Origin of the sequence: Sphingopyxis sp. BE235 (assembly GCF_031457175.1) — a bacterium.
GTDB lineage: Bacteria > Pseudomonadota > Alphaproteobacteria > Sphingomonadales > Sphingomonadaceae > Sphingopyxis.
Genome location: NZ_JAVDWC010000001.1, coordinates 256,868 through 279,028, shown reverse-complemented (window position 1 = coordinate 279,028; position 22,161 = coordinate 256,868). Strand labels below are relative to the sequence as shown.

The 22,161-nt window shown below is 64.3% G+C and carries 24 protein-coding genes and 1 tRNA gene; 13 read left to right on the top strand and 12 right to left on the bottom strand.

Features of this window, described 5'->3' with window-relative positions; genetic code table 11:
• Positions 1 to 58 precede the first annotated feature (58 nt).
• Both J2X38_RS01430 and J2X38_RS01425 read left to right on the top strand, forming a co-directional pair.
• A complete protein-coding gene (locus J2X38_RS01430; RefSeq protein ID WP_310250449.1) occupies positions 59 to 529 on the top strand; it encodes an Lrp/AsnC family transcriptional regulator in 471 nt (156 codons plus the stop codon).
• Between the two features lie 73 nt (positions 530 to 602).
• A tRNA-Gly gene (locus J2X38_RS01425) sits at positions 603 to 676 on the top strand.
• A gap of 101 nt (positions 677 to 777) precedes the next feature.
• Here J2X38_RS01425 and J2X38_RS01420 read toward each other — a convergent pair.
• Positions 778 to 1,560: a transglutaminase family protein gene (locus tag J2X38_RS01420; protein ID WP_310250445.1), complete on the bottom strand. Its 783-nt coding sequence runs from the start codon at positions 1,558 to 1,560 to the stop codon at positions 778 to 780.
• Between the two features lie 60 nt (positions 1,561 to 1,620).
• Between J2X38_RS01420 and J2X38_RS01415 the strand changes: the two genes are divergently transcribed.
• On the top strand, positions 1,621 to 2,874 hold the full coding sequence (locus J2X38_RS01415; RefSeq protein ID WP_310250442.1) for an MFS transporter: 1,254 nt from the start codon (positions 1,621 to 1,623) through the stop codon (positions 2,872 to 2,874).
• Here the strand turns inward: J2X38_RS01415 and J2X38_RS01410 are convergent.
• A complete protein-coding gene (locus J2X38_RS01410; protein ID WP_310250439.1) occupies positions 2,847 to 3,608 on the bottom strand; it encodes a competence/damage-inducible protein A in 762 nt (253 codons plus the stop codon). The genes J2X38_RS01415 and J2X38_RS01410 overlap by 28 nt on opposite strands.
• Before the next feature lie 102 nt (positions 3,609 to 3,710).
• Between J2X38_RS01410 and J2X38_RS01405 the strand changes: the two genes are divergently transcribed.
• Complete coding sequence (locus J2X38_RS01405) at positions 3,711 to 4,340, top strand: glutathione S-transferase family protein (RefSeq protein ID WP_310250438.1); 630 nt, start codon at positions 3,711 to 3,713, stop codon at positions 4,338 to 4,340.
• Positions 4,337 to 4,903, top strand: a complete 567-nt coding sequence (locus tag J2X38_RS01400; protein WP_310250434.1) for a GNAT family N-acetyltransferase — start codon at positions 4,337 to 4,339, stop codon at positions 4,901 to 4,903. The genes J2X38_RS01405 and J2X38_RS01400 overlap by 4 nt, the downstream gene beginning before the upstream one ends.
• A 57-nt stretch (positions 4,904 to 4,960) precedes the next feature.
• Here the strand turns inward: J2X38_RS01400 and J2X38_RS01395 are convergent, their stop codons facing one another.
• Complete coding sequence (locus J2X38_RS01395) at positions 4,961 to 5,689, bottom strand: Bax inhibitor-1/YccA family protein (RefSeq protein ID WP_310250431.1); 729 nt, start codon at positions 5,687 to 5,689, stop codon at positions 4,961 to 4,963.
• A gap of 158 nt (positions 5,690 to 5,847) precedes the next feature.
• Between J2X38_RS01395 and thpR the strand changes: the two genes are divergently transcribed.
• Positions 5,848 to 6,465, top strand: a complete 618-nt coding sequence (gene thpR / locus J2X38_RS01390; protein WP_310250429.1) for an RNA 2',3'-cyclic phosphodiesterase — start codon at positions 5,848 to 5,850, stop codon at positions 6,463 to 6,465.
• On the opposite strand, the gene J2X38_RS01385 is transcribed toward thpR, so the two are convergent.
• Positions 6,372 to 6,863 carry a low molecular weight protein-tyrosine-phosphatase gene (locus J2X38_RS01385; protein WP_310250426.1) on the bottom strand — a complete coding sequence of 164 codons (492 nt, stop codon included), beginning with the start codon at positions 6,861 to 6,863 and terminating at the stop codon, positions 6,372 to 6,374. The two genes, thpR and J2X38_RS01385, sit on opposite strands and share 94 nt — an antisense overlap.
• Before the next feature lie 107 nt (positions 6,864 to 6,970).
• On the opposite strand from J2X38_RS01385, the gene J2X38_RS01380 reads away from it, so the two are divergent.
• Entirely contained in the window at positions 6,971 to 8,569 is a 1,599-nt protein-coding gene (locus J2X38_RS01380) for an MFS transporter (protein WP_310250423.1), read from the top strand.
• A gap of 90 nt (positions 8,570 to 8,659) precedes the next feature.
• On the opposite strand, the gene J2X38_RS01375 is transcribed toward J2X38_RS01380, so the two are convergent.
• Complete coding sequence (locus J2X38_RS01375) at positions 8,660 to 9,232, bottom strand: superoxide dismutase family protein (protein WP_310250421.1); 573 nt, start codon at positions 9,230 to 9,232, stop codon at positions 8,660 to 8,662.
• A gap of 210 nt (positions 9,233 to 9,442) precedes the next feature.
• On the opposite strand from J2X38_RS01375, the gene J2X38_RS01370 reads away from it, so the two are divergent.
• Positions 9,443 to 10,363, top strand: coding sequence for a hypothetical protein (locus J2X38_RS01370; RefSeq protein ID WP_310250419.1), 921 nt, complete (start codon positions 9,443 to 9,445; stop codon positions 10,361 to 10,363).
• A gap of 131 nt (positions 10,364 to 10,494) precedes the next feature.
• Here J2X38_RS01370 and J2X38_RS01365 read toward each other — a convergent pair whose 3' ends face one another.
• From J2X38_RS01365 to J2X38_RS01350, 4 genes are all read right to left on the bottom strand, one after another.
• Complete coding sequence (locus tag J2X38_RS01365) at positions 10,495 to 10,920, bottom strand: biopolymer transporter ExbD (protein ID WP_037517269.1); 426 nt, start codon at positions 10,918 to 10,920, stop codon at positions 10,495 to 10,497.
• A 35-nt stretch (positions 10,921 to 10,955) separates the two neighbouring features.
• The gene (locus J2X38_RS01360) at positions 10,956 to 11,477 is read right to left on the bottom strand and encodes a biopolymer transporter ExbD (protein ID WP_037517271.1); all 522 of its coding nucleotides are present in this window, start codon (positions 11,475 to 11,477) and stop codon (positions 10,956 to 10,958) included.
• A 127-nt stretch (positions 11,478 to 11,604) separates the two neighbouring features.
• Positions 11,605 to 12,417 (bottom strand): MotA/TolQ/ExbB proton channel family protein, encoded by an 813-nt coding sequence (locus J2X38_RS01355; protein WP_197411515.1) that lies wholly within the window; start codon positions 12,415 to 12,417, stop codon positions 11,605 to 11,607.
• Positions 12,418 to 12,475: 58 nt separating this feature from the next.
• On the bottom strand, positions 12,476 to 13,132 hold the full coding sequence (locus J2X38_RS01350) for an energy transducer TonB (protein ID WP_137891529.1): 657 nt from the start codon (positions 13,130 to 13,132) through the stop codon (positions 12,476 to 12,478).
• Between the two features lie 342 nt (positions 13,133 to 13,474).
• Between J2X38_RS01350 and J2X38_RS01345 the strand changes: the two genes are divergently transcribed.
• The 3 genes from J2X38_RS01345 (at position 13,475) to J2X38_RS01335 (ending at position 16,745) form a co-directional block, all read left to right on the top strand.
• Positions 13,475 to 14,281: a hypothetical protein gene (locus tag J2X38_RS01345; protein ID WP_310250408.1), complete on the top strand. Its 807-nt coding sequence runs from the start codon at positions 13,475 to 13,477 to the stop codon at positions 14,279 to 14,281.
• A gap of 226 nt (positions 14,282 to 14,507) precedes the next feature.
• Positions 14,508 to 15,839 carry a homoserine dehydrogenase gene (locus J2X38_RS01340; RefSeq protein ID WP_310250405.1) on the top strand — a complete coding sequence of 444 codons (1,332 nt, stop codon included), beginning with the start codon at positions 14,508 to 14,510 and terminating at the stop codon, positions 15,837 to 15,839.
• A 69-nt stretch (positions 15,840 to 15,908) separates the two neighbouring features.
• A complete protein-coding gene (locus tag J2X38_RS01335; RefSeq protein ID WP_310250403.1) occupies positions 15,909 to 16,745 on the top strand; it encodes a hypothetical protein in 837 nt (278 codons plus the stop codon).
• Here J2X38_RS01335 and J2X38_RS01330 read toward each other — a convergent pair.
• The gene (locus J2X38_RS01330) at positions 16,742 to 17,164 is read right to left on the bottom strand and encodes a hypothetical protein (RefSeq protein ID WP_310250400.1); all 423 of its coding nucleotides are present in this window, start codon (positions 17,162 to 17,164) and stop codon (positions 16,742 to 16,744) included. The two genes, J2X38_RS01335 and J2X38_RS01330, sit on opposite strands and share 4 nt — an antisense overlap.
• 111 nt (positions 17,165 to 17,275) lie before the next feature.
• Here J2X38_RS01330 and glpX point away from each other — a divergent pair, with 111 nt between their 5' ends.
• Entirely contained in the window at positions 17,276 to 18,244 is a 969-nt protein-coding gene (glpX, locus tag J2X38_RS01325; RefSeq protein ID WP_058539191.1) for a class II fructose-bisphosphatase, read from the top strand.
• A gap of 128 nt (positions 18,245 to 18,372) precedes the next feature.
• On the opposite strand, the gene J2X38_RS01320 is transcribed toward glpX, so the two are convergent.
• Complete coding sequence (locus J2X38_RS01320) at positions 18,373 to 19,536, bottom strand: serine hydrolase domain-containing protein (RefSeq protein WP_310250396.1); 1,164 nt, start codon at positions 19,534 to 19,536, stop codon at positions 18,373 to 18,375.
• 106 nt (positions 19,537 to 19,642) lie between these two features.
• Positions 19,643 to 20,131: an NAD(P)H-dependent oxidoreductase gene (locus J2X38_RS01315; protein WP_310250393.1), complete on the bottom strand. Its 489-nt coding sequence runs from the start codon at positions 20,129 to 20,131 to the stop codon at positions 19,643 to 19,645.
• Between the two features lie 64 nt (positions 20,132 to 20,195).
• On the opposite strand from J2X38_RS01315, the gene J2X38_RS01310 reads away from it, so the two are divergent.
• Positions 20,196 to 22,157, top strand: a complete 1,962-nt coding sequence (locus tag J2X38_RS01310; RefSeq protein WP_310250390.1) for an alkyl sulfatase dimerization domain-containing protein — start codon at positions 20,196 to 20,198, stop codon at positions 22,155 to 22,157.
• The last annotated feature ends 4 nt before the right edge of the window (positions 22,158 to 22,161 follow it).

The following is a 22,161-nucleotide window of genomic DNA, read 5'->3' as shown; positions in this document are numbered from 1 at the left end:
TTTTTTCCTATCCTATATATGAATTGACCAAGTTTCCGATCAATCCTAGTCGATACGTATGAAAAATACCTCTTCGACAGTCGAAATGGACGAGTTCGACCGCAAGATCCTCGCGATTCTGGGCCGCGACGGGCGGATCACCTTTACCGAACTCGCGCTGCAGGTGGGTCTCTCGAAAACGCCGTGCCAGCAGCGCGTGAAACGCCTCGTCGACAGCGGGCTGATCGTCGGGTTTCGCGCGATCGTCGATCCCGCCAAGGTCGGGCTCGACCATGTCGCCTTTACCGAGGTGAAGCTGTCGGACACGCGCGAGGATGCGCTCAAACAGTTCAACATGGCGGTGCGGCAAATTCCTGAGGTCGAGGAATGCCACATGATCGCGAGCAGCTTCGATTATCTGCTCAAGGTTCGCACCCCCGACATCCGCCGCTATCGTATCGTGCTGGGCGAGAAGATTTCGAGCCTGCCGCATGTCGCGAGCACATCGACCTTTGTCGCGATGGAGACGATCTGCGAATCGGCGCGCTGACACCGCGCCGCCAGCAAAGGATTGACCCGCGCCGCGGATGACGGCAAAGGCCGCCTATCGGTCGTTGCCGAGTGCGGGTGTAGCTCAATGGTAGAGCTTTTGCTTCCCAAGCAAGTGACGAGGGTTCGATTCCCTTCACCCGCTCCAGACTTTCGCAGCGATTTAGCCCCGCTAAATCGCGACAAGCGAAAGTCCGGCCGACCTCGCGCAGCGAGGATCGACGGCGTGGCTTTGCCACGACGGCCTCTTCAGCCCTCTACGCGCTTCACCTTCACCGACTGGCTGACGAAAGCGATATCGCGGTACGCGGTGAGGAACGATATGTCGGCCGCGTCGCGCCCGACGCAAATACGCGCCATTTCGGAGGCGCGCGCCATGCCCGTCGCATCGACGAGGTGCCAGTCGCCATCGAGAAAGACCTCGGCGACGGCGTGGAAATCTTGCGGCGAAACGCGGAGCGCATAGGCGCTCGCCATCCGCGCCGGAATGTGCGCGGCGCGCGCGAGCGCGATCATCACATGCGCATAGTCGCGGCACACGCCGCGGCGTTCGACGAAGCTGTCGAGCGCGCCCGTCTCGGCATCGCTCGAGCCGGAGACATAAGTGAAGCGGCTTTCGATCCAGTCACGCATCCGGCCGATCTTCGCCCCGCCCTCATGATCACCGAAGCGGCGCTCAACGAAAGCGTGGAACTTGTTCGACGGGCAATAGCGCGATTCGTTGAGGTAGGGGATCGCTTCGGCCGGGAGCCGGTGGAGCGGCACCGCAGCGAGCGAGCGGAAGTCGGTGTCGGGCCGGTCGATCTCGACCCGCGCGCGATATTCGGCGCGCAGGCTCCCCTCGGCGCGCAGCCAGATCGGCTCGCAGATGCCGTCGGCCGCCGGGACGCGCGCGACAAATTCGGGGGTGCCGACGTCGAGCGACGCGTCAAGGACGCGCTGGCCGTGCCCGTTCGCGGCCTCGATCTGCAGCATCAGGTCGACCGGCTCGGACAGACGATAATTTAGGGAGGCGGAAATTTCGAGTTTCATCTATCGGCAACGCATGAAGGAGGGTTCGGTGGCGCTAGGGACAGCAGAAAGAAAGAGCAAGTGACGCCGGCGCGGACCATCCCGTTCATCGTCGCGACGATCTTCATGGATGCGGTCGGTTTCGGCATCATCATGCCGGTGCTGCCGCAGCTCGTGATGGAGGTCGGCGAAATCGATCTGCCGCACGCGATTGAGGTCGGCGCTTGGATCGGCCTCGTCATGGCAATCGCGACCTTCCTTGCCTCGCCGGTGCTCGGCAATCTCTCGGACCATTTCGGGCGGCGGCGCGTGCTGCTGCTCGCGCTCGGCGGGCTTGCGGTTGATTATGCGCTGCTGACGATTGTCGAGACTTTGCCCTGGCTGTTCGTCGCGCGCGCGCTGTCGGGCATTTTCGGCGGCAGCTATGCCGCGGCGCAGGCGGCGATCGCCGATATCACCCAGCCCGAGGAGCGCGCGCGGAACTTCGGCTTCGTCGGCGCGGCGTTCGGCATTGGCTTCGTCGCGGGACCCGCGCTCGGCGGTTTCCTCGGCGAGATCAGCCCGCGCGCGCCGTTCGTGGCGGCGGCGATCCTTGCCGCGGCGAACATGCTCTACGGCTACTTCATCTTTCCCGAAACGCTGCCACCCGAACGCCGCCGCGCGTTCGACTGGCGCCGCGCCAATCCACTCGGCGCGTGGAAGACGATGCGCAGGCTGCCCGGCATGGACGGCGTCGCCGGGGTGCTCGTGCTGTGGCAGATCGCCAGCCTCGTCTATCCGATGACGTGGAGCTTCTATTGCATCGCGCAACTCGGCTGGACGCCGGGGATGATCGGCGCGAGCCTCGCCGCGGTCGGGGTGATGATCGCGCTCGGGCAGGTTTTCGTCGTCGGCCCCGCGGTCGCGCGCTTCGGCGAGCGCGACGCGGCGACGCTCGGCATCCTCGTCGCGACCCTGGTCTATGTTGGTTATGCCTTCACCACCTCGACGATCGGCGCGTTCCTGCTGCTGATCCCCGTCGCGTTGCAGGCGCCGGTACAGCCGTCGCTGATGGCGATGATGTCGCGCCGCGCGACCGCCGAAACGCAGGGCGAGGTGCAGGGGATTTCGGCGATGGCGATGGGGCTTGGGCAGCTATTTGCGCCGCTGCTCCTGACCGGAACGATGGCCTATTTCACCGCCGACGGCGCGCCGGTGCATTTCCCCGGTGCGGCCTTTGTCGTCGCGGCGATCTTTGGCCTGTTCGCGATCCTGATGCTCCGCCGCCTGCCGCGCGCGACGCAGACAAGCGACGATGATGCCGCCGATCAGATGCCGCCGTCGGTCACCGCATAGCCGAGCGCTTCGAAACCCGCGGTGAGCGCCCCGACGCACGCCGCGACCTGTTCGCCGTCGGTCGAACGGATCACGAAATTGGCGCCGATCTTGCCGTCGCGAAAAAAGGGATAGCTGCCGATCGCAACGCCCGAATAATCCTTCTCGCCCTGCCGCAGCAGATCGGCGATCTCGCTTTCGGGTGCCCACGCGCCGATCGTGTGCGCGACGAGCGGCGCGCCGCCTTCGAGCTCGCCGGTGAGCGCATCGAGCATGCCCGCGGTGATATGCGGCACCCCCGCCATCACGAACAGATTGCCGATGCGGATCCCGGGTGCGCCCGACATGCGGTTGGGGATCAGGTCGGCGCCGTCGGGCACGCGCGCCATCCGCAGCCGCGCCTCGGTCAGCTCGCTGCCGCGCGCGGTGTAATAATTTTCTAGGATCGCACGCGCTGCCGGGTGGATGATGACGCCGACGCCGAGCGCCTTCGCCACCGCATCGACCGTGATGTCGTCGTGCGTCGGGCCAATGCCGCCGGTGGTGAAGACGTAGTCGTAGCGCGCGCGGATCGCGTTCAGCGCATCCACGATCTCCTGCTCGACATCCGGGACGATGCGCACTTCGCGCAGGCGAATGCCCTGCACGTCGAGCCAGGTCGCGATCTGCGACACATTCTTGTCCTGCGTGCGGCCCGAGAGAATCTCGTCGCCGATGACCAGCACGGCGGCGGTCCAGATGCGTTCTTCGCTCATGCCTTTGCCTTAGCCGCCTATGGTGACAAAACAAGCCCGCTGGCGGTCGGATCATGTTCTTGATATGTTCACACTCGAATCGAACCGCATGGGAGAAGCGCGATGACCGAAGACCTGATTTTCTATACCAATCCGATGTCGCGCGGGCAGATCGTCCGCTGGATGCTCGAAGAGGTCGGCGCCCCCTATGAGGCGCGTATTCTCGATTATGCCACGACGATGAAGGGGGCCGATTACCTCGCGATCAACCCGATGGGCAAGGTTCCGGCGGTCGTCCACGACGGCAAGGTCGTCACCGAATGCGCCGCGATCTGCGCCTATCTGGCGGACGCTTTCCCCGAAGCGGGCCTCGCGCCCGATGTGGCCGACCGCGCCGATTATTATCGCTGGCTGTTCTTTGCCGCGGGGCCCGTCGAGCAGGCGATCACCGCCAAGCAGTTCGGGCTCGAACCCGATGCCGACCAGCAGCGCATGGCGGGCTTCGGCTCGCTTCCCGCCGCGCTCGACGCGCTCGAAAGCGCGGTCGCGGACAAGGCGTTCGTCGCGGGCGATCGCTTTAGCGCCGCCGATGTCTATGTCGGCAGCCAGATCGACTGGGGTCTCCAGTTCGGCACGATCGCGTCGCGCCCGGCGTTCGAGGCCTATGTCGCGCCCTTGCGGACACGCGCCGCGTACAAGCGCGCGAAGGAAATCGACAATGCGCTGATCGCCGAGATGCAGGGGGCGCAATGACGTCACCATTTCCGGACCTCACGACCGAAACACTCCTGCTGCGGCCGCTGGTGCTGGAAGATCATTCGGCCATTCAGGCCATTTTCCCGCAATGGCAGATCGTGCGCCATTTGAATCCGTTCGTTCCATGGCCCTATCCCGACGACGGCGCGCTGACCTTTGTCCGCGACGTCGCGCTTCCGGCTATGCGCGAAGGCAAGGCCTGGCACTGGTCGATCCGAACGCGGCAGGAGCCCGGCACCCTGATCGGCGTCATCAGCCTGATGCTCAATCCCGACGACAACCGGGGTTTCTGGCTCGATCCCGTCCACTGGGGCAAAGGCTTGATGCGCGAAGCGAGCGATGCCGTGACCGATTATTGGTTCGACGTGCTGGACCAACCGATCCTGCGCGTGCCCAAGGCGATCGAAAATCGCGCATCGCGCGCCATCTCGACCGGCAGCGGCATGCGTGCCGTTTGGTGCGGCGAAAAGCGCTATGTCGAAGGCGCCTTACCCTCGGAATTATGGGAAATCACCGCCGATGAATGGCGGGCGAGGCGCATCCTCCGCCCTGACCAATAAAAGAGCCCGGCGAATCGCTCCGCCGGGCTCGCTTGTTTCGGCCTTCGTCCGTCCCGCTTATTCGCGGCTGCCCAGAAGGTTGAGCAGGAAGGTGAACATGTTGACGAAGTCGAGGTAGAGCGTCAGCGCGCCCATGATCACCGACTTGCCGACAAAGTCGGTCCCGCGGACATAGAAATACATGCTCTTGATCTTCTGCGTGTCATAGGCGGTGAGGCCCGCGAACAGCAGCACACCGATCACGCTGATCGCGAGGCTGAGCGCGCTCGACTGCACGAACATGTTGATCACCATCGCGACGAGGATGCCGACGACACCCATGATCAGGAAGGTGCCGAAACCCGACAGATCCTTCTTGGTCGTGTAGCCGTAAAGGCTAAGGCCAAGGAAGGCCGCCGCGGTCGCGAAGAAAGTGGTCGCGATCGACGACGCCGTAAAGGCTAGGAAGATCGTCGACATCGACAGGCCCATCACCGCGGCATAGACCCAGAACAAAGTCTGCGCCGCCGTCGTCGACAGCTTGTTGATCCCGAAGCTCAGCACCAGCACGAAGGCCAGCGGCGCGAGCATCACCACCCACATCAGCGGGCTGCCGATCAGCGACTGGGTAAAGCCGCTATTGAACGCCAGCATCGCGACGATGCCGGTCAGCAGCACGCCCGAGCCCATATAATTGTAAACCGACAGCATGTACGACCGCAGGCCGGCATCGACGGCCTGGTCCATTGCGTTCGCGCCGGCACCAAAACCGGAAGCCGCCATATTGGGGTCGTTCCAATTCGCCATTGTCATTACTCCATCATCGGCCAGCCCATACCGGCCGTAGACAGCAATATCGGGCGTTTCCCCTCCTGTTTCAAGCGAAACCGGACAAGAGCAATATTATTGCCTGCCCGGCGGTTAGGGGGTCGCGATCCGAAACCCCGCCCATTATGTTGCCCGCCATGTCCACGCACCGCCTGTTCGTCGCGCTGCGCCCGCCGCGTCCGGTCCGCGACATATTGCTCGCCGCGATGCACGGCATCGCGGGCGCGCGCTGGCAAAATGACGAGCAGCTCCACTTGACGCTGCGTTTCATCGGCGAGGTCGACCGCCATATGGCCGAGGATATCGCCGCGGCGCTCGGCGCACTCCATGCGCCGCGCGTTACGGCGCGGATTGCGGGGGTCGACCTGTTTGAACGGCAAGGGCGGCCACACATGATCTGGGCCGGGGTCGAGCCGCACGATCCGCTCGCGGCGCTGCACCGCAAGGTCGACCAGCGCCTCGCGCGCGTCGGCATCGCGCCCGAGACGCGCGCCTTTGTTCCGCATGTCACGCTCGCGCGCCTGAACCGCAACTCAGGACCGGTCGCGCCCTTCCTTGCGCTGAGCGGCGACCTTGCGAGCCCGGCTTTCGAATTCGGCCATGTCACGCTGTATGAAAGCGAACTCGGCCATGGCGGCTCGCGCTATCACCCCGTGGCGCGTTATCCGCTGGAAGGCGAAAATTCGGCAACGAGCGCCGCCGCGACCGCATCGACATCGTCCCAGGTCGCGGCAAAGCCGTCGTCTTCGCCATAATAAGGATCGGTGACGCCTTCGCCGCCGCGACCGGGCAGAAGGTCGAGCATCAGCCGGAGCTCGGCGGTCGCGTCGGGCGGCCGGATCGCGCGGGCGTCGCGCAAATTGCTCGCGTCGGCGGCGAGGATCAGGTCGAAATCGTAAAAATCGGCGCGGCGGAGCTGGCGGCCGCGCAGCGCCGAAATGTCGACGCCGCGGCGGCGCGCTTCGGCCTGCGCGCGGGCATCGGGGGCACGGCCCACGTGCCAGTCGCCGGTTCCCGCCGAATCGAGGGTCGCGTCGATGCCTTCGCGGGCAAAGGCGGCGCGCGCGGCGCCCTCGGCAAGCGGCGAGCGGCAGATGTTGCCGAGGCAGAGGAAGAGGATCGCGGGTTTGGCAATTTCTCTATCGTTGCGCATATCGACCATGTTCCCCATAAAGTTGAACCGACTTTCAACTTGCGCCTTCGTCCGGCTCTGCTAGCCATGAGCCACAACAGATAATGGGTCAGGGAGAGGGTTGCCAGATGGCCGAGACCACCAGCGAGAATGTCACGTCCGATGCGCCGGTTCCGGCCGAACCGAAGGCCACCGGATATAGCTGGTACGTCCTGTCGGTGCTCGTCGTCGTCTATATCCTCAATTTCATCGACCGGCAGATCATCAGCATCCTCGCGGTCGATATCAAGGCCGACCTCGGCCTGACCGATGGCGACATGGGCTTCCTCGGCGGCGCGGCTTTCGCGGTTTTCTATGCGCTGTTCGGAATTCCGCTCGGGCGCCTCGCCGACAATTGGAACCGGGTGAAATTGCTGTCGATCGGGCTGACCCTGTGGTCGGCGATGACCGCGGCATCGGGCTTTGCGTATAACCAGCTGACCCTGACCTTCGCGCGCATGGGCGTCGGCGTCGGCGAGGCGACCGCGAGCCCGACCGCCTATTCGCTGATCTCCGACTATTTCCCCAAGCGGCAAAAAGCGACCGCGCTCGCGATCTATTCGTCGGGACTCTACCTCGGCGGCGGCGTGTCGCTGTTCATCGGCGCGCTGATCGTCGAGGCATGGAACAGGAATTTCCCTGCAGACGGGCCGATGGGGCTGGTCGGCTGGCAGGCGGCCTTCCTCGCGGTCGGCATCCCCGGGCTGCTCCTTGCGCTCTGGGTCGCCAGCTTGCGCGAGCCGGTCCGCGGCGCGATGGACGGCGTCGCGAGCCCGGGCTGCCCGGACCCGTTACGCGAGTTCGGCAAGGATCTGTCGATGATCGTGCCGCCGCTGACGCTGTGGGGCGCCGCAAAGCGCGGCCCCGCGGCGCTGGCGATCAACATCGGCTTTGCCGCCGCCATCGCCGCCTTTGCCTGGTGGATGATCCGCCTGACGGGCAATTTCCCGCAATGGTCGGCGGTCGCGCTTGGCTATTATGCGGTCTTTTCCTGGGCGAGCGCGCTGCGCGCGCACGATCCGGCGACCTTCCGGCTCATCTGGGGCACTCCGGCGTTCATCTGCACCACGCTCGGTTATGGTCTGGTCAGCCTCGCCGCCTATGCGCTCGCTTTCTGGTCGGCGCCCTATGCCGAAATCGTGCTGGGCCTGCCCAAGCAGGAGCTGGCTTTCATCCTCGGCGCGAACGGTGCCGTCGCCGGTTTCGTCGGCGTGATCATCGGCGGCCGCCTCGCCGATCATTTGCGGGCGAAGAATCCCGCGGGCCGCATCCTGATGATCATCTTCGGCGTCGTCGCCCCGATCATTCCGATCTGGATCGGCTACACGACCGAAAATTCGACGCTCTTCTATGTCATGAACTTCCTCGCCGGCATGCTTGGTGCGGCGGCTCTGGGTGCGGCTGCGGCGACGACGCAGGACCTGGTGCTGCCGCGGATGCGCGGCACCGCGACCGCGGCCTTCTTCCTCGGCACGACGCTCGTCGGCCTGTCGTTCGGCCCCTATATGGTCGGGCAGATTTCGGATCTGGCGGGGACGATCGTCGATGGCAAGCCGGTCGGCGACCTGCGCACCGGCATTCTGTCGCTGATCGGGGTCGCGCCGATCGCGCTCGGCCTGTTGCTCTATGCCTATCGCGCGGTGCCAGCGGCCGAAGCGACGATCGCCGAACGCGCGGCGGGCGCCTGACCTTTCGGTCGAGGCGCCCGCAAGTTAGTCAGCCAAGGTTTGAAATCCGCCTCCGTCAGTCCCTAGGGGACCGACGGGGCGGAAGCAGTCTTACTTCGCCGTCTCTTTGACGATGACGCCGCACGCGACGCGCCCGCCGCTGTTGCCGCTGGGGTCGGTCTTGTAATCGTCGGGTCCGGCGTGGATCACGAAGGCGGCGCCATCGGCATCGAGCAGCGCGCCATCGCCCTCGAAGCGCGAGCCGACGAGGCGCAGCGTCGCGCGGCCGATCTGGTCGGGCTCGATCACGAGGTTGGGAAGGTCGCCGTGATGCGCGCCCATCGGATTGTCGCGGCCGTGCTGGGCGCCGGTCGGGTTCCAGTGCGGACCCGCGCTTGCGAAATCGGGCGCATTGCACTGGCCGACGGCATGGACGTGCATCCCATAGGTGCCCGGCGCAAAGCCGCGCGCGACGAGTTCGATGCGGAGACCCGTCGTGTCACGATAGATGTCGGCGCGGCCGCGGTCAGCGCCCTTATTGTCATAGAGTTGGGCATAGGCGTCGGCGGGAGGCAGCGTCGTCGTCGACTTCTTGCCCATCCCGGCGCAGCCGGCGAGCGCGAGCGCCCCGATGACAACGGCCCCCTGGACCATGATCTGTTTACGGTGCGAACCCATCGTCATCTTGCTGCTCCCTTTGATCCGGATCGGAATCAGAACGTCGTCACGGCGCGTTTCGATCCCGCTGCGCCGGTGATGCCTGCAATTGCCGCGAGTTCCAAGGGGATAAGTCGGCTTTGGGGTGGGAAGCGGACTCGCGAAGCTGTTTACGCAATTGTCATCTGCCTTCGGCTAATCGCTATGCGAACTCCACGATAGGATGCTGCAAAAGAAATGTGGATCAAGTCGACAATTTGCTTGGCCGCTATTGGGTTAACCGTCGTTGCTACCAACTATGAATTAGACCGACGGGAGGAGCGGAAGCATTGGGTGAAACTAAAAGGCTTTTCTGGAGCTGTCGGACGGGGAGACATCAAATCGATGAAACCCGTCAGTCTGTCCGTCTGGCGTTTTAGGTCAGATAAGCAGCCGGAGACCACGCATGAGCGGTTAGAGTTCGCCATTCCCGCCGCCTATATGATCGACCGTTCGAACCTTGCGGGCGGTCGGCAGAAAGAAATCTATTTATACGTCCATTGGCCTACTGGGGAACCGGATGGGTTTCACAAGGACATTGAACAATATAACCGGCATAGTGCCGGTTGGCCCCAGGAGAAATATTTTGTCCAACTGACCAGTTGGGGAATCCCGGTCGTCAACCTTCCGGATCAAAAACGAGAAGATTTGTTGAAGGCCTTTCTCCAAACCCAAGGATCCTTTGGCTCCGATCCAAATCTTTATCGAGGAAAATATTGCGGGTGGGAAGCGTATGATGAAATAAACACGGACAAAAATACTCTAGAGATTCAAAATAAGAAATCTGGAGTCACATCGGAACTTTATTTCGACACCATAGATCCGAAAAAATGGCGCCGACGTGTAAAATGCGGTCCTAATATGCGCGTGTGCACACTCTATACGGACTATCAGCGATTCGCCTTGGCGATTAAATTTTCACCGTTGAACATATGCAAGGCGAGAGATTTTGAGGCGCAGACCAAAGCGATGCTTGATCGATTTCTTATAAAGCACCATCCTCCGACGCGAATGTGGAGTGAGAAGCAGGACCCGGAGATATTGGAGCCCTATGAGAATTCCAACAAATGGACGCGGAATAATCTGAATAACGCGAATATTCGAGAGGCGGCAAGGTAGCGCAAACTGCGAGACAGAATGTCCGCAATCGGTCGGAACCGGCCATTCGGCCCAGATCGGCCGGGCGCAAAAAAAGGGCCGCGAATTGCTTCGCGGCCCCATATTTTTTGCCTGACGGCCCTGATCGAAGATCAGAAGACGCGGGCGTATTGCTCGTTGCCGACGAAGCCCAGCTTGCCGACGCCGCTGCGCTTGATCACCGCCATGACATTGTCGACGACGATATAGCGTGCATAGGGGTCGGGCTGGACCTGCAGCTCGGGTTCGACCGGCAGTGCCTTGGTCTGTTCCAGATAATTTGCCAGCTGCGCAAGGTCGACCGGCGAACCGTTCCAGGTGATCGTTCCCGCGGGATCGATCATCACCTTGTTCTTTTCGGGGTCGACATTGCTCTGGCTGTCGGTCGGGACCGGCAGGTCGATCTTCACCGCGTGGGTCTGGACCGGGATGGTGATGATGAACATGATGAGGAGCACGAGCATGACGTCGATCAACGGCGTCGTGTTCATGTCCATCATCGGTTCATTTTCGTCCCGATCTCCAACTGCCATGGACATGCGATTATTCCTTCGTTCCTAAACGGAGCGCGCCCTTACAGGCGGCCCACCGTACCCGAACCAGGAGCCGGTTCCGAAATGAACCCGATCTTCTGGAAGCCGGCATATTGCATCGTGTAGATCACGCCACCGATGCACTGGTACGGCGTGTTGACGTCGCCGCGGATGTGCACTTCGGGGAAGTTTTCCTCGGTGATATTCTGCGGACCGCCGATATCCTCGAGCAGCTGCTCGAGCTTCTTTTGTCCACGTTCCAGCAACTGCTTGGAATCCACCGGGGTCTGGCCCCAATATACTTCACACGCCGTGCTCTCGGGGTTGGGCTCGCCATCGCCGTCGGTATCAGCCGAACGGATCGAAAGCAGCACATTCTCAGGCTTCGTCGTCGTCACCTCAAACGCCACGTCGGGCAGTTTCAGGTTCACCGTCTCCAACACCACGGGAACCGTGATGAGGAAGATGATGAGCAACACAAGCATGATGTCCACGAGCGGAGTCGTGTTGATTTCGGACATCGGGGCGTCTTCGCCACCCTTGTCGCCTACACTCATCGCCATAGGATTAGCATCCTGTCACAAAATTTCTGTCACGGACATCGGGACGGCGTGCCTTGAGCCCGCCTTCCCTGTCCAACGGACCCCGCCTTTCGCCACGCGGCGACAAGGCGGGGGTCCAGGAGACCGATCAGGCCTTCTTCGGTGCCGCGGCCGGAGCAGCAGCCTTCGCCGGGGTCAGCGACGCCGGCTTCACCTGGCCGTTCGACATGATCGAGCCGAGCACGTCGTTCGAGAAGGTCGACAGACGGCGGGCAATCGCCTTGTTGCGGCTCTGGAGCCAGTTGAACGCGAGCACCGCGGGAACCGCCACGATCAGACCGATGGCGGTCATGATCAGAGCTTCACCGACCGGACCGGCGACGGTGTCGATCGAAGCCTGGCCCGACGCACCGATCTTCACGAGCGCGCGAAGAATACCGATAACCGTACCGAACAGACCGACGAACGGCGCGGTCGAACCGACGGTCGCAAGGAAGGCGAGGCCCGAGTTCAGCTTCGAGTTGATGTGGTTCTGCGAACGCTCGAGCGTGCCGTGCATCCAGTCGTGGGCTTCGACGGGGTTGGCGAGCTTGTTATGCTCTTCGTTGGCGCGCAGACCGTCTTCGACGACCTGGCGATACGCGCTGTTCTTTTCGAGCTTCGAAGCGCCGTCGGCGAGCGTCGGAGCGCGCCAGAAATTGGCGTCGACGGCCTTGCCCTGGTTCATCACCTTATTCTGTTCGAACAGCTTGGTGAACAGGATGTAGAGCGTGCCGACGAACATGATCAGCAGGACGAGGAAGGTGACCTGCGAGACGATGCCGCCTTCGCACAGTGCGGGGACGAGACCATAGGGGCTCGCGCCTTCTTCCTTCACGCACATCGCGGCGGGCATCAGGCTGAGCCCCGCTTCGTGGGCCGGTGCTGCCGCAGCGGCGGCATTTGCGATCAGATTAAACATACTGGAAAATCCCTCTCAAAATATTCGATAAGTTCGAAACACAGATCCGGTCGCGCGATCAGCGCGGAATCTGCCAACGGATACGATTGCTGTAGCTGCCGCCCACGGGGTTACCCGCGCGATCCTTGCCCGGATTGAACCGGCCACGGCGCTGGATAAGTTTGCAGGTTTCGGCATCGAGATCGGCATGACCGCTCGACGAGGTCACATCGCACGAGGTGATGCGGCCATCGACGCCATAGGTGACGCGGAACCCGGTGGTGCCTTCACGCTCTTCGCGCATGGCACGGGCCGGATAGTCGTCGTTCGTCGCCCAGCGGCCCGGGTTGCCCTTGGGCGTACCGGCAGCGCTGAGATCAGGCGTCGGCGGCGGCGCCGGCGGTGCCGGCGGCGTATAGACGGGCGGGGGCGGCGTCGGCGGCGCCTTCGGCACCGACTGGACCGTGTTGGTCGTCACCGGCGGCGGAATGGGCGACGGCGGCGTCACAACCGGCGGCGGCGGCGGCAATTTATTGTCCGGCGGCGGCGGCGGCGGGGGTTCCTCCGGCGGCGGCGGCTCTTCTACGTCCACCACATCCAATTTTTCGGCGAGTTTCTTGACGATACTGATATTCAAGCCGTTGACCAGGCCGTAGCCCAGAACCGCTGTAAGCAGACCAACCAAGACAATCGCCACTACCCTGTTTTTAGGGTCGACATTATCACCATAAGCCATTCAGGGACGACGCTCCTTGCTAGATCATCCTGACACCAATTCCCTGCCGGCGGGTTCGGTTGCCAAATGCCCGGATGATTTCCGATGCGTTGTGCGAGACCCGACGGCGCTACGTTCGGCTTATTATGTTTTTGCCGGACGCTTCGCGGCCCGTCCTATCGCGGTGGCGGCACATTCGCAAACCCTTTATCAGCGGTTAATGTGCCTTGTCCCATGATGGGGATTTCAACGCCGATACCGGTGTCATAAACGACGGAAAGTGGAACGATCATGCGCCTCCCCCACCCGGCCGCTATCGCCGGCATTCTCGCCTTAACTCTTGGAATCCCCAGCGTTTCCGCGATGCAGGCGCCCCCGGCCGCCGCCGCGGCCAGTCCGTACAGCTATGCCGATATCGCCGATCTGGCGACCGCGGCGCCGACCGTGCTGCACGCGCGTATATATAAGGCCACGGCGCTCAAACCCGAGCGAGCCCCCGGAGTCGCGGCGGGCCACACCCGATTCTATGTCGAGTCCGACGTTGTCAGCCTGATTCGCGGCGCGGGACCGCTCGCGGCGCGAATCTCCTACCTCGTCGACCTGCCCCTCGACGCGAAGGGAAAGCCGGCGAAGCTGAAGAAGAAACAGCCCGTCCTGCTCTTTGCCCGGCCCGTCGCCGGGGCGACGGCAGGCAGCAGCAACACCGGCAGCGTCCAGCTGATCGCGCCCGATGCACAGCTGCCGTGGGATCCGGCGACCGAGGCGCAATTGCGCGCCGTGCTCACCGAACTGGTCAAGCCCGGCGCGCCGCCGGCGATCACCGGCGTCGCGAACGGCTTCCACGTTCCGGGCACCTTGCCCGGCGAGGGCGAGACGCAGCTGTTCCTCAACACCAGGACCGGAGAGCCCGTGTCGCTGACCATCCTGACCGCTGCCGACGGGTCGCGGCGCTGGGCGGCGGCGTTCGGCGAGATCGTCGACGCGTCGGCGGCGGTGCCACAGCGCAATACGCTCGCCTGGTATCGGCTCGCTTGCGGATTGCCGCGCCAGCTGCCGCTGAGCAAGCTGGCGGGAACCGCCCCCGAGGATCGGCGCAAGGCGGCGTCGGACTATAGTGTCGTCCTCGGCGCGCTCGGCGAATGCACGCGCACGCGCAAGCCGGTGGACTGATTTCTGTTTCTCCGACTGACGTCGGAGGCGGCACCGGCCCGCTCCCGCTACCCGGCCTCTCATAGCCTAGAGGCCGGGTGTGCGAGCGGGCCGGTGCCGCTTTCCATGACCGGATAAAGCTCAGCTTCGGCGCGCCCTAGGCGCGCCGGGCTTGTTTCCATGGCAAAAGCCGATAGGGCGCTCGCAACGGCGGGGCGCGGCTCCGCGTCTATACGGAGCTCCTCGCATGTCGCCCTATTCCGCCCCGACCGCCCCTCGCCCGCCGCTGCGTGTCGCGCTCGCGGGGATTGGCGTCGTCGGTGGCGGGGTCGTCCGGCTGCTCGAGGCGAACCGCGACCTGATCGCGCGCCGCGCCGGACGCGCGATCGAGATCGTCGCGCTGTCGGCGCGCGACCGGCACAAGGATCGCGGCGTCGACCTGTCGCCCTATCGCTGGGAAGACGATATGGACGCGCTCGTCGCGGCGGACGACGTCGATGTCATCGTCGAGATGATCGGCGGCGCCGACGGCCCGGCGCTGACGCTGGCGCGCCATGCGCTCGGCGCGGGCAAGGCGCTGGTCACCGCGAACAAGGCGATGATCGCGCACCACGGGCTCGACCTCGCGCGGCTCGCCGAAGAGAAAGACACGCCGCTGAAATATGAAGCCGCGGTCGCGGGCGGCATCCCGGTGATCAAGGCGATCCGCGAGGGCGCATCGGCGAACGAGATCGCGCGCGTCTATGGCATCCTCAACGGCACCTGCAATTATATCCTGACGCAGATGGAGCGGAACGGCGCGAGCTTCGCCGATGCGCTCGCCGCGGCGCAGGCCGAGGGTTATGCCGAGGCCGACCCGACCTTCGACGTCGACGGGATCGACGCCGCGCATAAATTGTCGATCCTCGCCGCGCTGTGTTTCGGGACGCGGCTCGATATCGGCGCGGTGACCGCCGACGGGATCCGCGGGCTGATCGCCGCCGACATTCGCGAGGCCGAAGCGCTCGGCCACCGCGTCCGCCTGATCGGCATGGCCGAGCGCGATGCCGCCAAGAACGGGGGCGCCCTCTACCAGCATGTCCAGCCGTGCCTCGTCCCCGCCGATCATCCGCTCGCCTATGTCCCCGGCGCATTGAACGCCGTCGTCGCCGAGGGCAATTTCGTCGGGCGCCTCTTTTTCGAGGGCGCGGGCGCGGGCGCGGGGCCGACGGCGTCGGCGATCGTCGCCGACATCATCGACATCGCGCGCGACGAATATGGCCCCGCCTTTGCGATGCCGGTCGATTCGCTCGACCAGGCACCCGTCGCCGACGCCGGCGCGCGGATCGGCAAGCATTATGTCCGCCTGATCGTCGAGGACCGCATCGGCGTGCTCGCCGAGATCGCGACGGCGATGCGCGATGCCGGGGTGTCGATCGAAAGCCTGATCCAGCGCGGCAGCGAGGACGGCAGCGGCGTCGTCATCGTGCTCGTCACCCACGAAGGTCCGGCCAGTACGATCCACGCCGCGCTCGCTATCCTCGCCGCGTCGGACCATGTCGTCGGCGCGCCGATGCATATGCCGATCCTCGCGCTGTAAAGGGCGGTAACGCCGACTTGCAATCGCCCGCCCCGCTGTTAGCCCTGATGAGGGGAAGAGGGGGCGGACATGGATATCGAAATCAGGCAGGGGCTGGCCGAGGCGCGTGCGCTGGCGGCCGAACATTGGCGGGCGCTGCTCGCCTATATCGGGCTGGGCGTGCTGGTGCCGTTCCTGCTGCTGTCGAGCGAGCCTATCTTCAATCTTCGCACCATCATCGCGCTGATGGTCAACACCTATGGCACCTATATCAGCGGCTCGATCACCGGACCGCTTTATCTGCTCGGCATCGTGTCGGTGATCGTCGCGGGCGCGATGTTCGCGGCGTGGAACGCGATCCTCGCCGAGTTTCGCGAAGGCTATATTTCGGAGATCATGTACGGAATGGTCGCAGGCGCGGCGTATCTGATCGTCATTATCCTGCTCTATTTCAGCATCGGCGTAATCGCGACGCTGCCGATCCTGCTCACGATCGGTATCGCCGAGTGGAACGCACTGGCCGGGAGTTTCGTCGACGGGGCCTACCGGCTGGCGCTCGTCGTCCTTGGCACATGGATCGAGGCCCGGCTCTGCCTGACCGGTGCGATCATGGGCGCGGGCGGGCGGCTCAATCCCTTTTCGGCTATCGCCGAATCGTGGCGGGCGACCGGGCAGGCGCAATGGCGTCTCTTCGGCTTTTATCTGGCTTTCGGTACAGTCTTCGGCCTCATGCTCGGCGGGCTTATCCTCGTCCACAGCGCGGTCATCTGGAAGAATGCGCAAGCGCCCGGAAGCGCGCTCGAAATCGCCATGAGCTTCGCGTGGATCCTGCTTCTCGCGGCCTATTTTCTGGGGAAGATCCTTGTTTCGGCTGGGTTCCTCCGCGCCGCCGGTCCGCGCCGCGCAGCGGCGGAAGTCTTCGCCTAGGGCTCGGGCTCTTCGGGGGTCGGCGGCGTGCCCGTTTCGGGATCAGTCGCACGCTTCACCGCTTCGTAGAGCGCATTATATTCGGGGCCCGGTTTGTAGCGCCCGCCGAGCGACATCCAATTGTACGGCAGCTTGTCGAGCGTCATCGCCTGCGCCTCGGCGCGCGGCAGCTTCGGCGGCGCCTCGCGGCCCTCCTTCGCGATCGCGCGCAGTTCGGGCGACAGGCGGTGCAGATCGGTGTCGGAGCCGCACACATTGATCGAACCGTCGTCGGCGGGTTTGCAGCGCTTGATCGGGTCGACCATTTCCTTTGCCTTCGCGGCGGCGCTTTCGGCATCGCGCGGCGGCGGCGGTGCGGGCGGTCCCTGCATCTGCGCGGCGGCGGGTGCCACCGCCGTCATCGCGATGACACAGCTCATGGCGAAAGCGGCACCGAATCGGGCGAAGCGTTCTCGACAAGTGGCGCGGGCGACCATATGGCGCCCACCATGCCCACGCGGCGGAACAAGTAAAGACGGAGAGTGGCCGACATGACGAATAGCAGCAACCTCGACCGGGTGCTCGTGCTCGAGATGGTGCGCGTCACCGAAGCCGCGGCGATCGCCGCCGCGAAGCTGATCGGCCGCGGCGACGAGAAGGCCGCCGACGCCGCCGCGGTCGAGGCGATGCGCACCGCGTTCAACACGCTCTATATGGACGGCACGATCGTCATCGGCGAAGGCGAGCGCGACGAGGCGCCCATGCTCTATATCGGCGAAAAGGTCGGCAACGCGCCGGGCAAGGGCCCGAAGATCGACATCGCGGTCGACCCGCTCGAAGGCACGACGATCACCGCCAAGGCCGGCCCCAACGCGCTCGCGGTGCTCGCGATCGCCGAGGAAGGCTGCCTGCTCAACGCCCCCGACGTCTATATGGACAAGCTCGCGGTCGGCGCGGGCTATTCGCCCGGCATCGTCAATTTCGACAATAGCGTGCGCGAGAATGTCGAAGCCGTCGCGCGCGAAAAGGGCTGCAAGCCCGAGCAGATCATCGTCTGCGTGCTCGACCGCCCGCGCCACGAAGCGATCATCACCGAGCTGCGCGCGATCGGCTGCGGCGTCGCGCTGATCCCCGACGGCGACGTCGCCGGCGTGATCGCGACGACCAACCCCGACACCAATATCGACATCTATATGGGGTCGGGCGGCGCCCCCGAGGGCGTACTCGCCGCCGCAGCGCTGCGCTGCGTCGGCGGGCAGTTCAAGGGCCGCCTGCTCTTCCGCAACGACGACGAGCGGCTGCGCGCGAAGAAATGGGGCATCGAGGATCTCGACCGCGTCTATGACCTCGAGGACCTTGCCAAGGGCGACGTGATCTTTGCCGCGACGGGCGTGACCGACGGATCGCTGCTGCGCGGCGTCAAGCGCCGCCGCGACGGGGTGATGACCACCGAGACGGTGGTGATGCGCGCCTCGTCGGGCACGGTGCGCTGGGTGAAGGGCGAGCATCGCTCGCACTGACCGCGAAACCGGCGGACGGAGGGCCGCTGCCGACCGTCACCATTCGTCGCCCCTGCCAAGGCGGGGGCGACGGTATTGCTACGCGGCCCGCGTCAGCTTTTCGCCCGGCCTTGCGCGGGGAGCTGCCATCAATTCCCGGCGGTCAGGCCGGGAATATATAATGCAGCAATCTTATCGACGAATTTCTCGGGCGAAGCGCCCATCAGATTAGTCAGAACGACAATAGAGAGATCGTCACCGGGATAGATGAATATGGTGGCGCGGGCTCCGCCGACGGGCGTGATGGCCGGATGGTCGGCACGCCGAGCCGAGGGCCAACCCAATCCATAGCCATTTACGGGCGAGCCAAAGCCGCGATACGTGCCGTCCGCTTGCGGCTGGGGCTTCCAAAGCTGCTGCAGGCCGTCCTTGCTGACAAGCTTCTGTTTTTGCAGAGCGATAACCCACTTTGCCAAATCGGTGGACGTCGTTCGGACACCACCGGCCGGGAATAGAATTTCCGTCCACGGTTCATGCCGCGCGAACGGCACCTCGCTTCGTTCGGCGCCGACGGTCTTCATTCCCTCGATCCGCAGCGTCAGATGCGTATAGAGCGCCGCCGCGTGGGGCCCGGCTTTGGCGCCGGTAACATCAGCAAAGCGCGTGCGCTTCATCCCCACGGCATCGAACTGCCGATCGCGCACGAAATCGGCGTAGGATTTCCCCGTGATCTTCTCGATAACCTTCCCCATCACGACATAGTTGGTCTGGGTATAGGCGAATTTCGTACCGGGCGATGATCTCAGGGGAAGCTCCTGCACCTTTGCCCAAGCGGCATCGGGTTCGGCGCCATCGATCAGGCGCAGATTGTCATCCGAAATCTCGGCCAGGCCCGACATGTGGGTCAGGATATTCCGAACGGTAATGCCGCTCCACGTCGCGGGAAGCGTTTCGAGATAGGTCGCAACAGGCGCATCGAGATCCAGTTTGCCGGCCTCGACGAGCTGCATCGCCGCGACGCCGGCAACGGCCTTGCTGATCGAGTTGATCGGAAAGGTGGTTTGTTCGGTGACGGGGGTCGATGCCTCGACATTGGCCTGACCATAGGCGCCGGTGAACAGGATCTTGCCCTGCCGCACGATCGTCAACTGGAGCCCCGGAATGCCGCGCGAGCTCATCTCGCTGTGGACCAGCTGTTCAATGGCTGCCTTGTTTTCAGCCTCCGCTACAGACGCTGAGCGGGCACTCACACTATTACCAAGCCCGCCCATGACCGCAATCAGGCCAATTGCGGCAGAAATTCTATTCAGCATTATTTGATGGTCCTAAAGCTTGAGGAGTATATCAAGTGCGTTTTTCTCGCCGTATCAATACACTGTCGGAGGCGTCAAGCTCGGGCAATAAACGAGAAAAAGTTGTTCAAAATATTCCCGCCGCCAATCCTTCGGCGAGTGCCGCGCCGAGGTCGCGCGCTTCGGCGAGGCGATCCGCGGCTATCGTCTTGGCCGCAAGGATCGCTTCGGGCGTCTGCGCGGCGGTGTTGACGATGACATGATCCGCCACCCGCTTCAGCCGCCATCCGGTCGCGATCCGGTCGAGTTGACGCTGGGCGTTTTCGCCGTCGGAGCCCGCGCAGATGATCGTCGCATAGGGGCGGCCCTCGAGCTTCCCGAGACACGGATAATAGCAGCGGTCGAACATCTCCTTCATCGCGCCCGAGAGCGCAGCGAGATTTTCGGGGCCGACAAACAGATAGCCGCCCGCAGCGTGGAGATCGTCGGGCGTGACATCGGCCGCGGCGATAAGCCTTGCCGCCGTACCGGCACCTTCGGCCGCAGCGCGCGCGAGCGCCTCGCTGCCACCGGTGCGGCTGTGCCAGGCGATCAGGAGGTGCGGTGCGTCGGTCATGGGCCGATGCTTGCCAAGCACCGGCACGCGGCGCAAGCTGCCCGAAACATAGGGGAGACATGACATGCGCCGACTGACCGCCCTGCTGCTTGCCGGGACCCTGCCCTTCGCCGCCACCGCGCAGGATGCCGCGAGCGAGGCGACGCGCACCGCGCAAGCGGAGATCGCCAAACGCCTGCCACTCGATGATCCGCGCGACGAGGCCAATGTGCTGCGCGGCAAGCTCGCCGAAATTCCGGGCGGCGTGATTTTGGGCAAGGACGGCAAGACGGTGTGGGACCGGCGGCCCTACGCCTTCCTCGACGCCAAAGAGGCGCCCGATACGGTAAACCCGTCGCTGTGGCGGCAGGCGCGGCTGAATGCGGTGCATGGGTTGTTCGAGGTCGTGCCGGGCAAGATCTGGCAGGTTCGCGGCTATGATATTTCGGTGATGACGATCATCCGCGGCAAGAGCGGGTGGATTATCGTCGACCCGTTGCTGTCCGAAGAAGCCGCGGCCGCAAGCTGGAAGCTGTTCGCCGACACGGTCGAGGCGAAATCGGGCAGGCTGCCGGTCAAGGCGGTGATCTTCAGCCACAGCCACAGCGACCATTTCGGCGGGGTCGGCGGCATCGTCACCCCCGAACAGGTCAAACGCGAGAAAATCCGCATCATCGCGCCGCACGGCTTTTCGGAGGAAGCGACGTCGGAGAATGTCCTTGCCGGCACCGCGATGGGACGCCGCGCGCTCTATATGTTCGGGTCGATCCTCGCGCCCGGGGCCGCGGGACAGGTCGACACCGGGCTGGGGCCGAAGCTGTCGTCGGGCACCATCGGATATATGGAGCCGACCGAGAGCGTCGCCGCGACCGGCGGCACGCTGACGATCGACGGGCTGGCGTTCGATTTCCTCGATGCCGGCGGCACCGAGGCGCCGTCGGAGTTCGTCTTTTATATCCCTGCGTATAAAGCGCTGCACACGACCGAAGTCGTCACGCACACGCTGCACAATGTGCTCACCCTTCGCGGCGCGCAGGTGCGCGATGCGCTGCACTGGTCGAAGGTGATCGACGCCGCGCTCGTCCGCTGGGGCGGCAAGGCCGAGGTCGCGCTGGCGTCGCATCACTGGCCGACATGGGGGGCGGGCGAGGTGAGCAGCCTGCTCGCCAACCAGCGCGACGCGTATCGTTATGTCCACGACCGCACGCTGTTTCTCGCCAATCGCGGTGCGACGCTTCACGAACTCGCCGACCAGACCGCCGAGGCGCCGGTGCAGGGCAAGGATTTCTCGACCCGCAATTATTATGGCACGCTCAACCACGACATGAAGGCGACGTACCAGCGCTATTTCGGCTGGTGGGACGGCAATCCGGCGAATTTCAATCCGCTGCCGCCCGAGCAATCGGCGCCCAAATATGTCGCGCTTGCGGGCGGTGCCGACAAGCTGCTCGCGGCGGGCAGGGCGGCAATCAAGGCCGGCGATTATCGCTGGGCGGCCGAGCTGTTGAACAAGCTGGTGTTTGCCGAGCCCGACAACAGGGACGCGCGCGCGGCGCTCGCCTCGGCCTATGACCAGATGGGGTATCAGGCCGAGTCAGGCGCGTGGCGCAACTATTATCTCGCCGCCGCCGCGACGCTGCGCGGCAATGCGGTTCCGGGCGGGACGAGCAATGGCCAAAGCCGGTCGTTCGTCAGCGCAATCCCGACCGCGGTGTTTTTCGACGCGCTCGCGACGCGCTTCGACGCCGCGAAAGCGGGCGCAGTCAAAGGCACGTTCCAGTTTATCCTGCCCGACAGCAAGGAAACGGTCGCGATCGTCGTCGGCGGCGGGGTCGAGGTGCCGCGGTACGGCCTGACCGACCCCGCGCCCACCGCGACGATCACGATAAACCGGACGACGCTCGACGATGTGATGCTGGGGCAGGCGCAGTTTCCGGCGCTGCTCCAGTCGGGCGCGATCAGGATCGACGGCGACCGTGCGGCGTTCCTGTCGTGGTTCGCGCTCCACCCGCCCGCCGACCCGCGCTTCAATGTGGTTGTGCCATAGGGCC

Bases quoted from the DNA above. Each gene is read 5' to 3' on its own strand.
- J2X38_RS01430 (WP_310250449.1), top strand. From the start codon at position 59: ATGAAAAATACCTCTTCGACAGTCGAAATGGACGAGTTCGACCGCAAG.
- J2X38_RS01420 (WP_310250445.1), bottom strand. From the start codon at position 1,560: ATGAAACTCGAAATTTCCGCCTCCCTAAATTATCGTCTGTCCGAGCCG.
- J2X38_RS01410 (WP_310250439.1), bottom strand. From the start codon at position 3,608: ATGAGCGAAGAACGCATCTGGACCGCCGCCGTGCTGGTCATCGGCGAC.
- J2X38_RS01405 (WP_310250438.1), top strand. From the start codon at position 3,711: ATGACCGAAGACCTGATTTTCTATACCAATCCGATGTCGCGCGGGCAG.
- J2X38_RS01400 (WP_310250434.1), top strand. From the start codon at position 4,337: ATGACGTCACCATTTCCGGACCTCACGACCGAAACACTCCTGCTGCGG.
- J2X38_RS01395 (WP_310250431.1), bottom strand. From the start codon at position 5,689: ATGGCGAATTGGAACGACCCCAATATGGCGGCTTCCGGTTTTGGTGCC.
- thpR (WP_310250429.1), top strand. From the start codon at position 5,848: ATGTCCACGCACCGCCTGTTCGTCGCGCTGCGCCCGCCGCGTCCGGTC.
- J2X38_RS01385 (WP_310250426.1), bottom strand. From the start codon at position 6,863: ATGCGCAACGATAGAGAAATTGCCAAACCCGCGATCCTCTTCCTCTGC.
- J2X38_RS01380 (WP_310250423.1), top strand. From the start codon at position 6,971: ATGGCCGAGACCACCAGCGAGAATGTCACGTCCGATGCGCCGGTTCCG.
- J2X38_RS01375 (WP_310250421.1), bottom strand. From the start codon at position 9,232: ATGACGATGGGTTCGCACCGTAAACAGATCATGGTCCAGGGGGCCGTT.
- J2X38_RS01370 (WP_310250419.1), top strand. From the start codon at position 9,443: ATGTGGATCAAGTCGACAATTTGCTTGGCCGCTATTGGGTTAACCGTC.
- J2X38_RS01365 (WP_037517269.1), bottom strand. From the start codon at position 10,920: ATGTCCATGGCAGTTGGAGATCGGGACGAAAATGAACCGATGATGGAC.
- J2X38_RS01360 (WP_037517271.1), bottom strand. From the start codon at position 11,477: ATGGCGATGAGTGTAGGCGACAAGGGTGGCGAAGACGCCCCGATGTCC.
- J2X38_RS01355 (WP_197411515.1), bottom strand. From the start codon at position 12,417: ATGTTTAATCTGATCGCAAATGCCGCCGCTGCGGCAGCACCGGCCCAC.
- J2X38_RS01350 (WP_137891529.1), bottom strand. From the start codon at position 13,132: ATGGCTTATGGTGATAATGTCGACCCTAAAAACAGGGTAGTGGCGATT.
- J2X38_RS01345 (WP_310250408.1), top strand. From the start codon at position 13,475: ATGCAGGCGCCCCCGGCCGCCGCCGCGGCCAGTCCGTACAGCTATGCC.
- J2X38_RS01340 (WP_310250405.1), top strand. From the start codon at position 14,508: ATGTCGCCCTATTCCGCCCCGACCGCCCCTCGCCCGCCGCTGCGTGTC.
- J2X38_RS01335 (WP_310250403.1), top strand. From the start codon at position 15,909: ATGGATATCGAAATCAGGCAGGGGCTGGCCGAGGCGCGTGCGCTGGCG.
- J2X38_RS01330 (WP_310250400.1), bottom strand. From the start codon at position 17,164: ATGAGCTGTGTCATCGCGATGACGGCGGTGGCACCCGCCGCCGCGCAG.
- glpX (WP_058539191.1), top strand. From the start codon at position 17,276: ATGACGAATAGCAGCAACCTCGACCGGGTGCTCGTGCTCGAGATGGTG.
- J2X38_RS01320 (WP_310250396.1), bottom strand. From the start codon at position 19,536: ATGCTGAATAGAATTTCTGCCGCAATTGGCCTGATTGCGGTCATGGGC.
- J2X38_RS01315 (WP_310250393.1), bottom strand. From the start codon at position 20,131: ATGACCGACGCACCGCACCTCCTGATCGCCTGGCACAGCCGCACCGGT.
- J2X38_RS01310 (WP_310250390.1), top strand. From the start codon at position 20,196: ATGCGCCGACTGACCGCCCTGCTGCTTGCCGGGACCCTGCCCTTCGCC.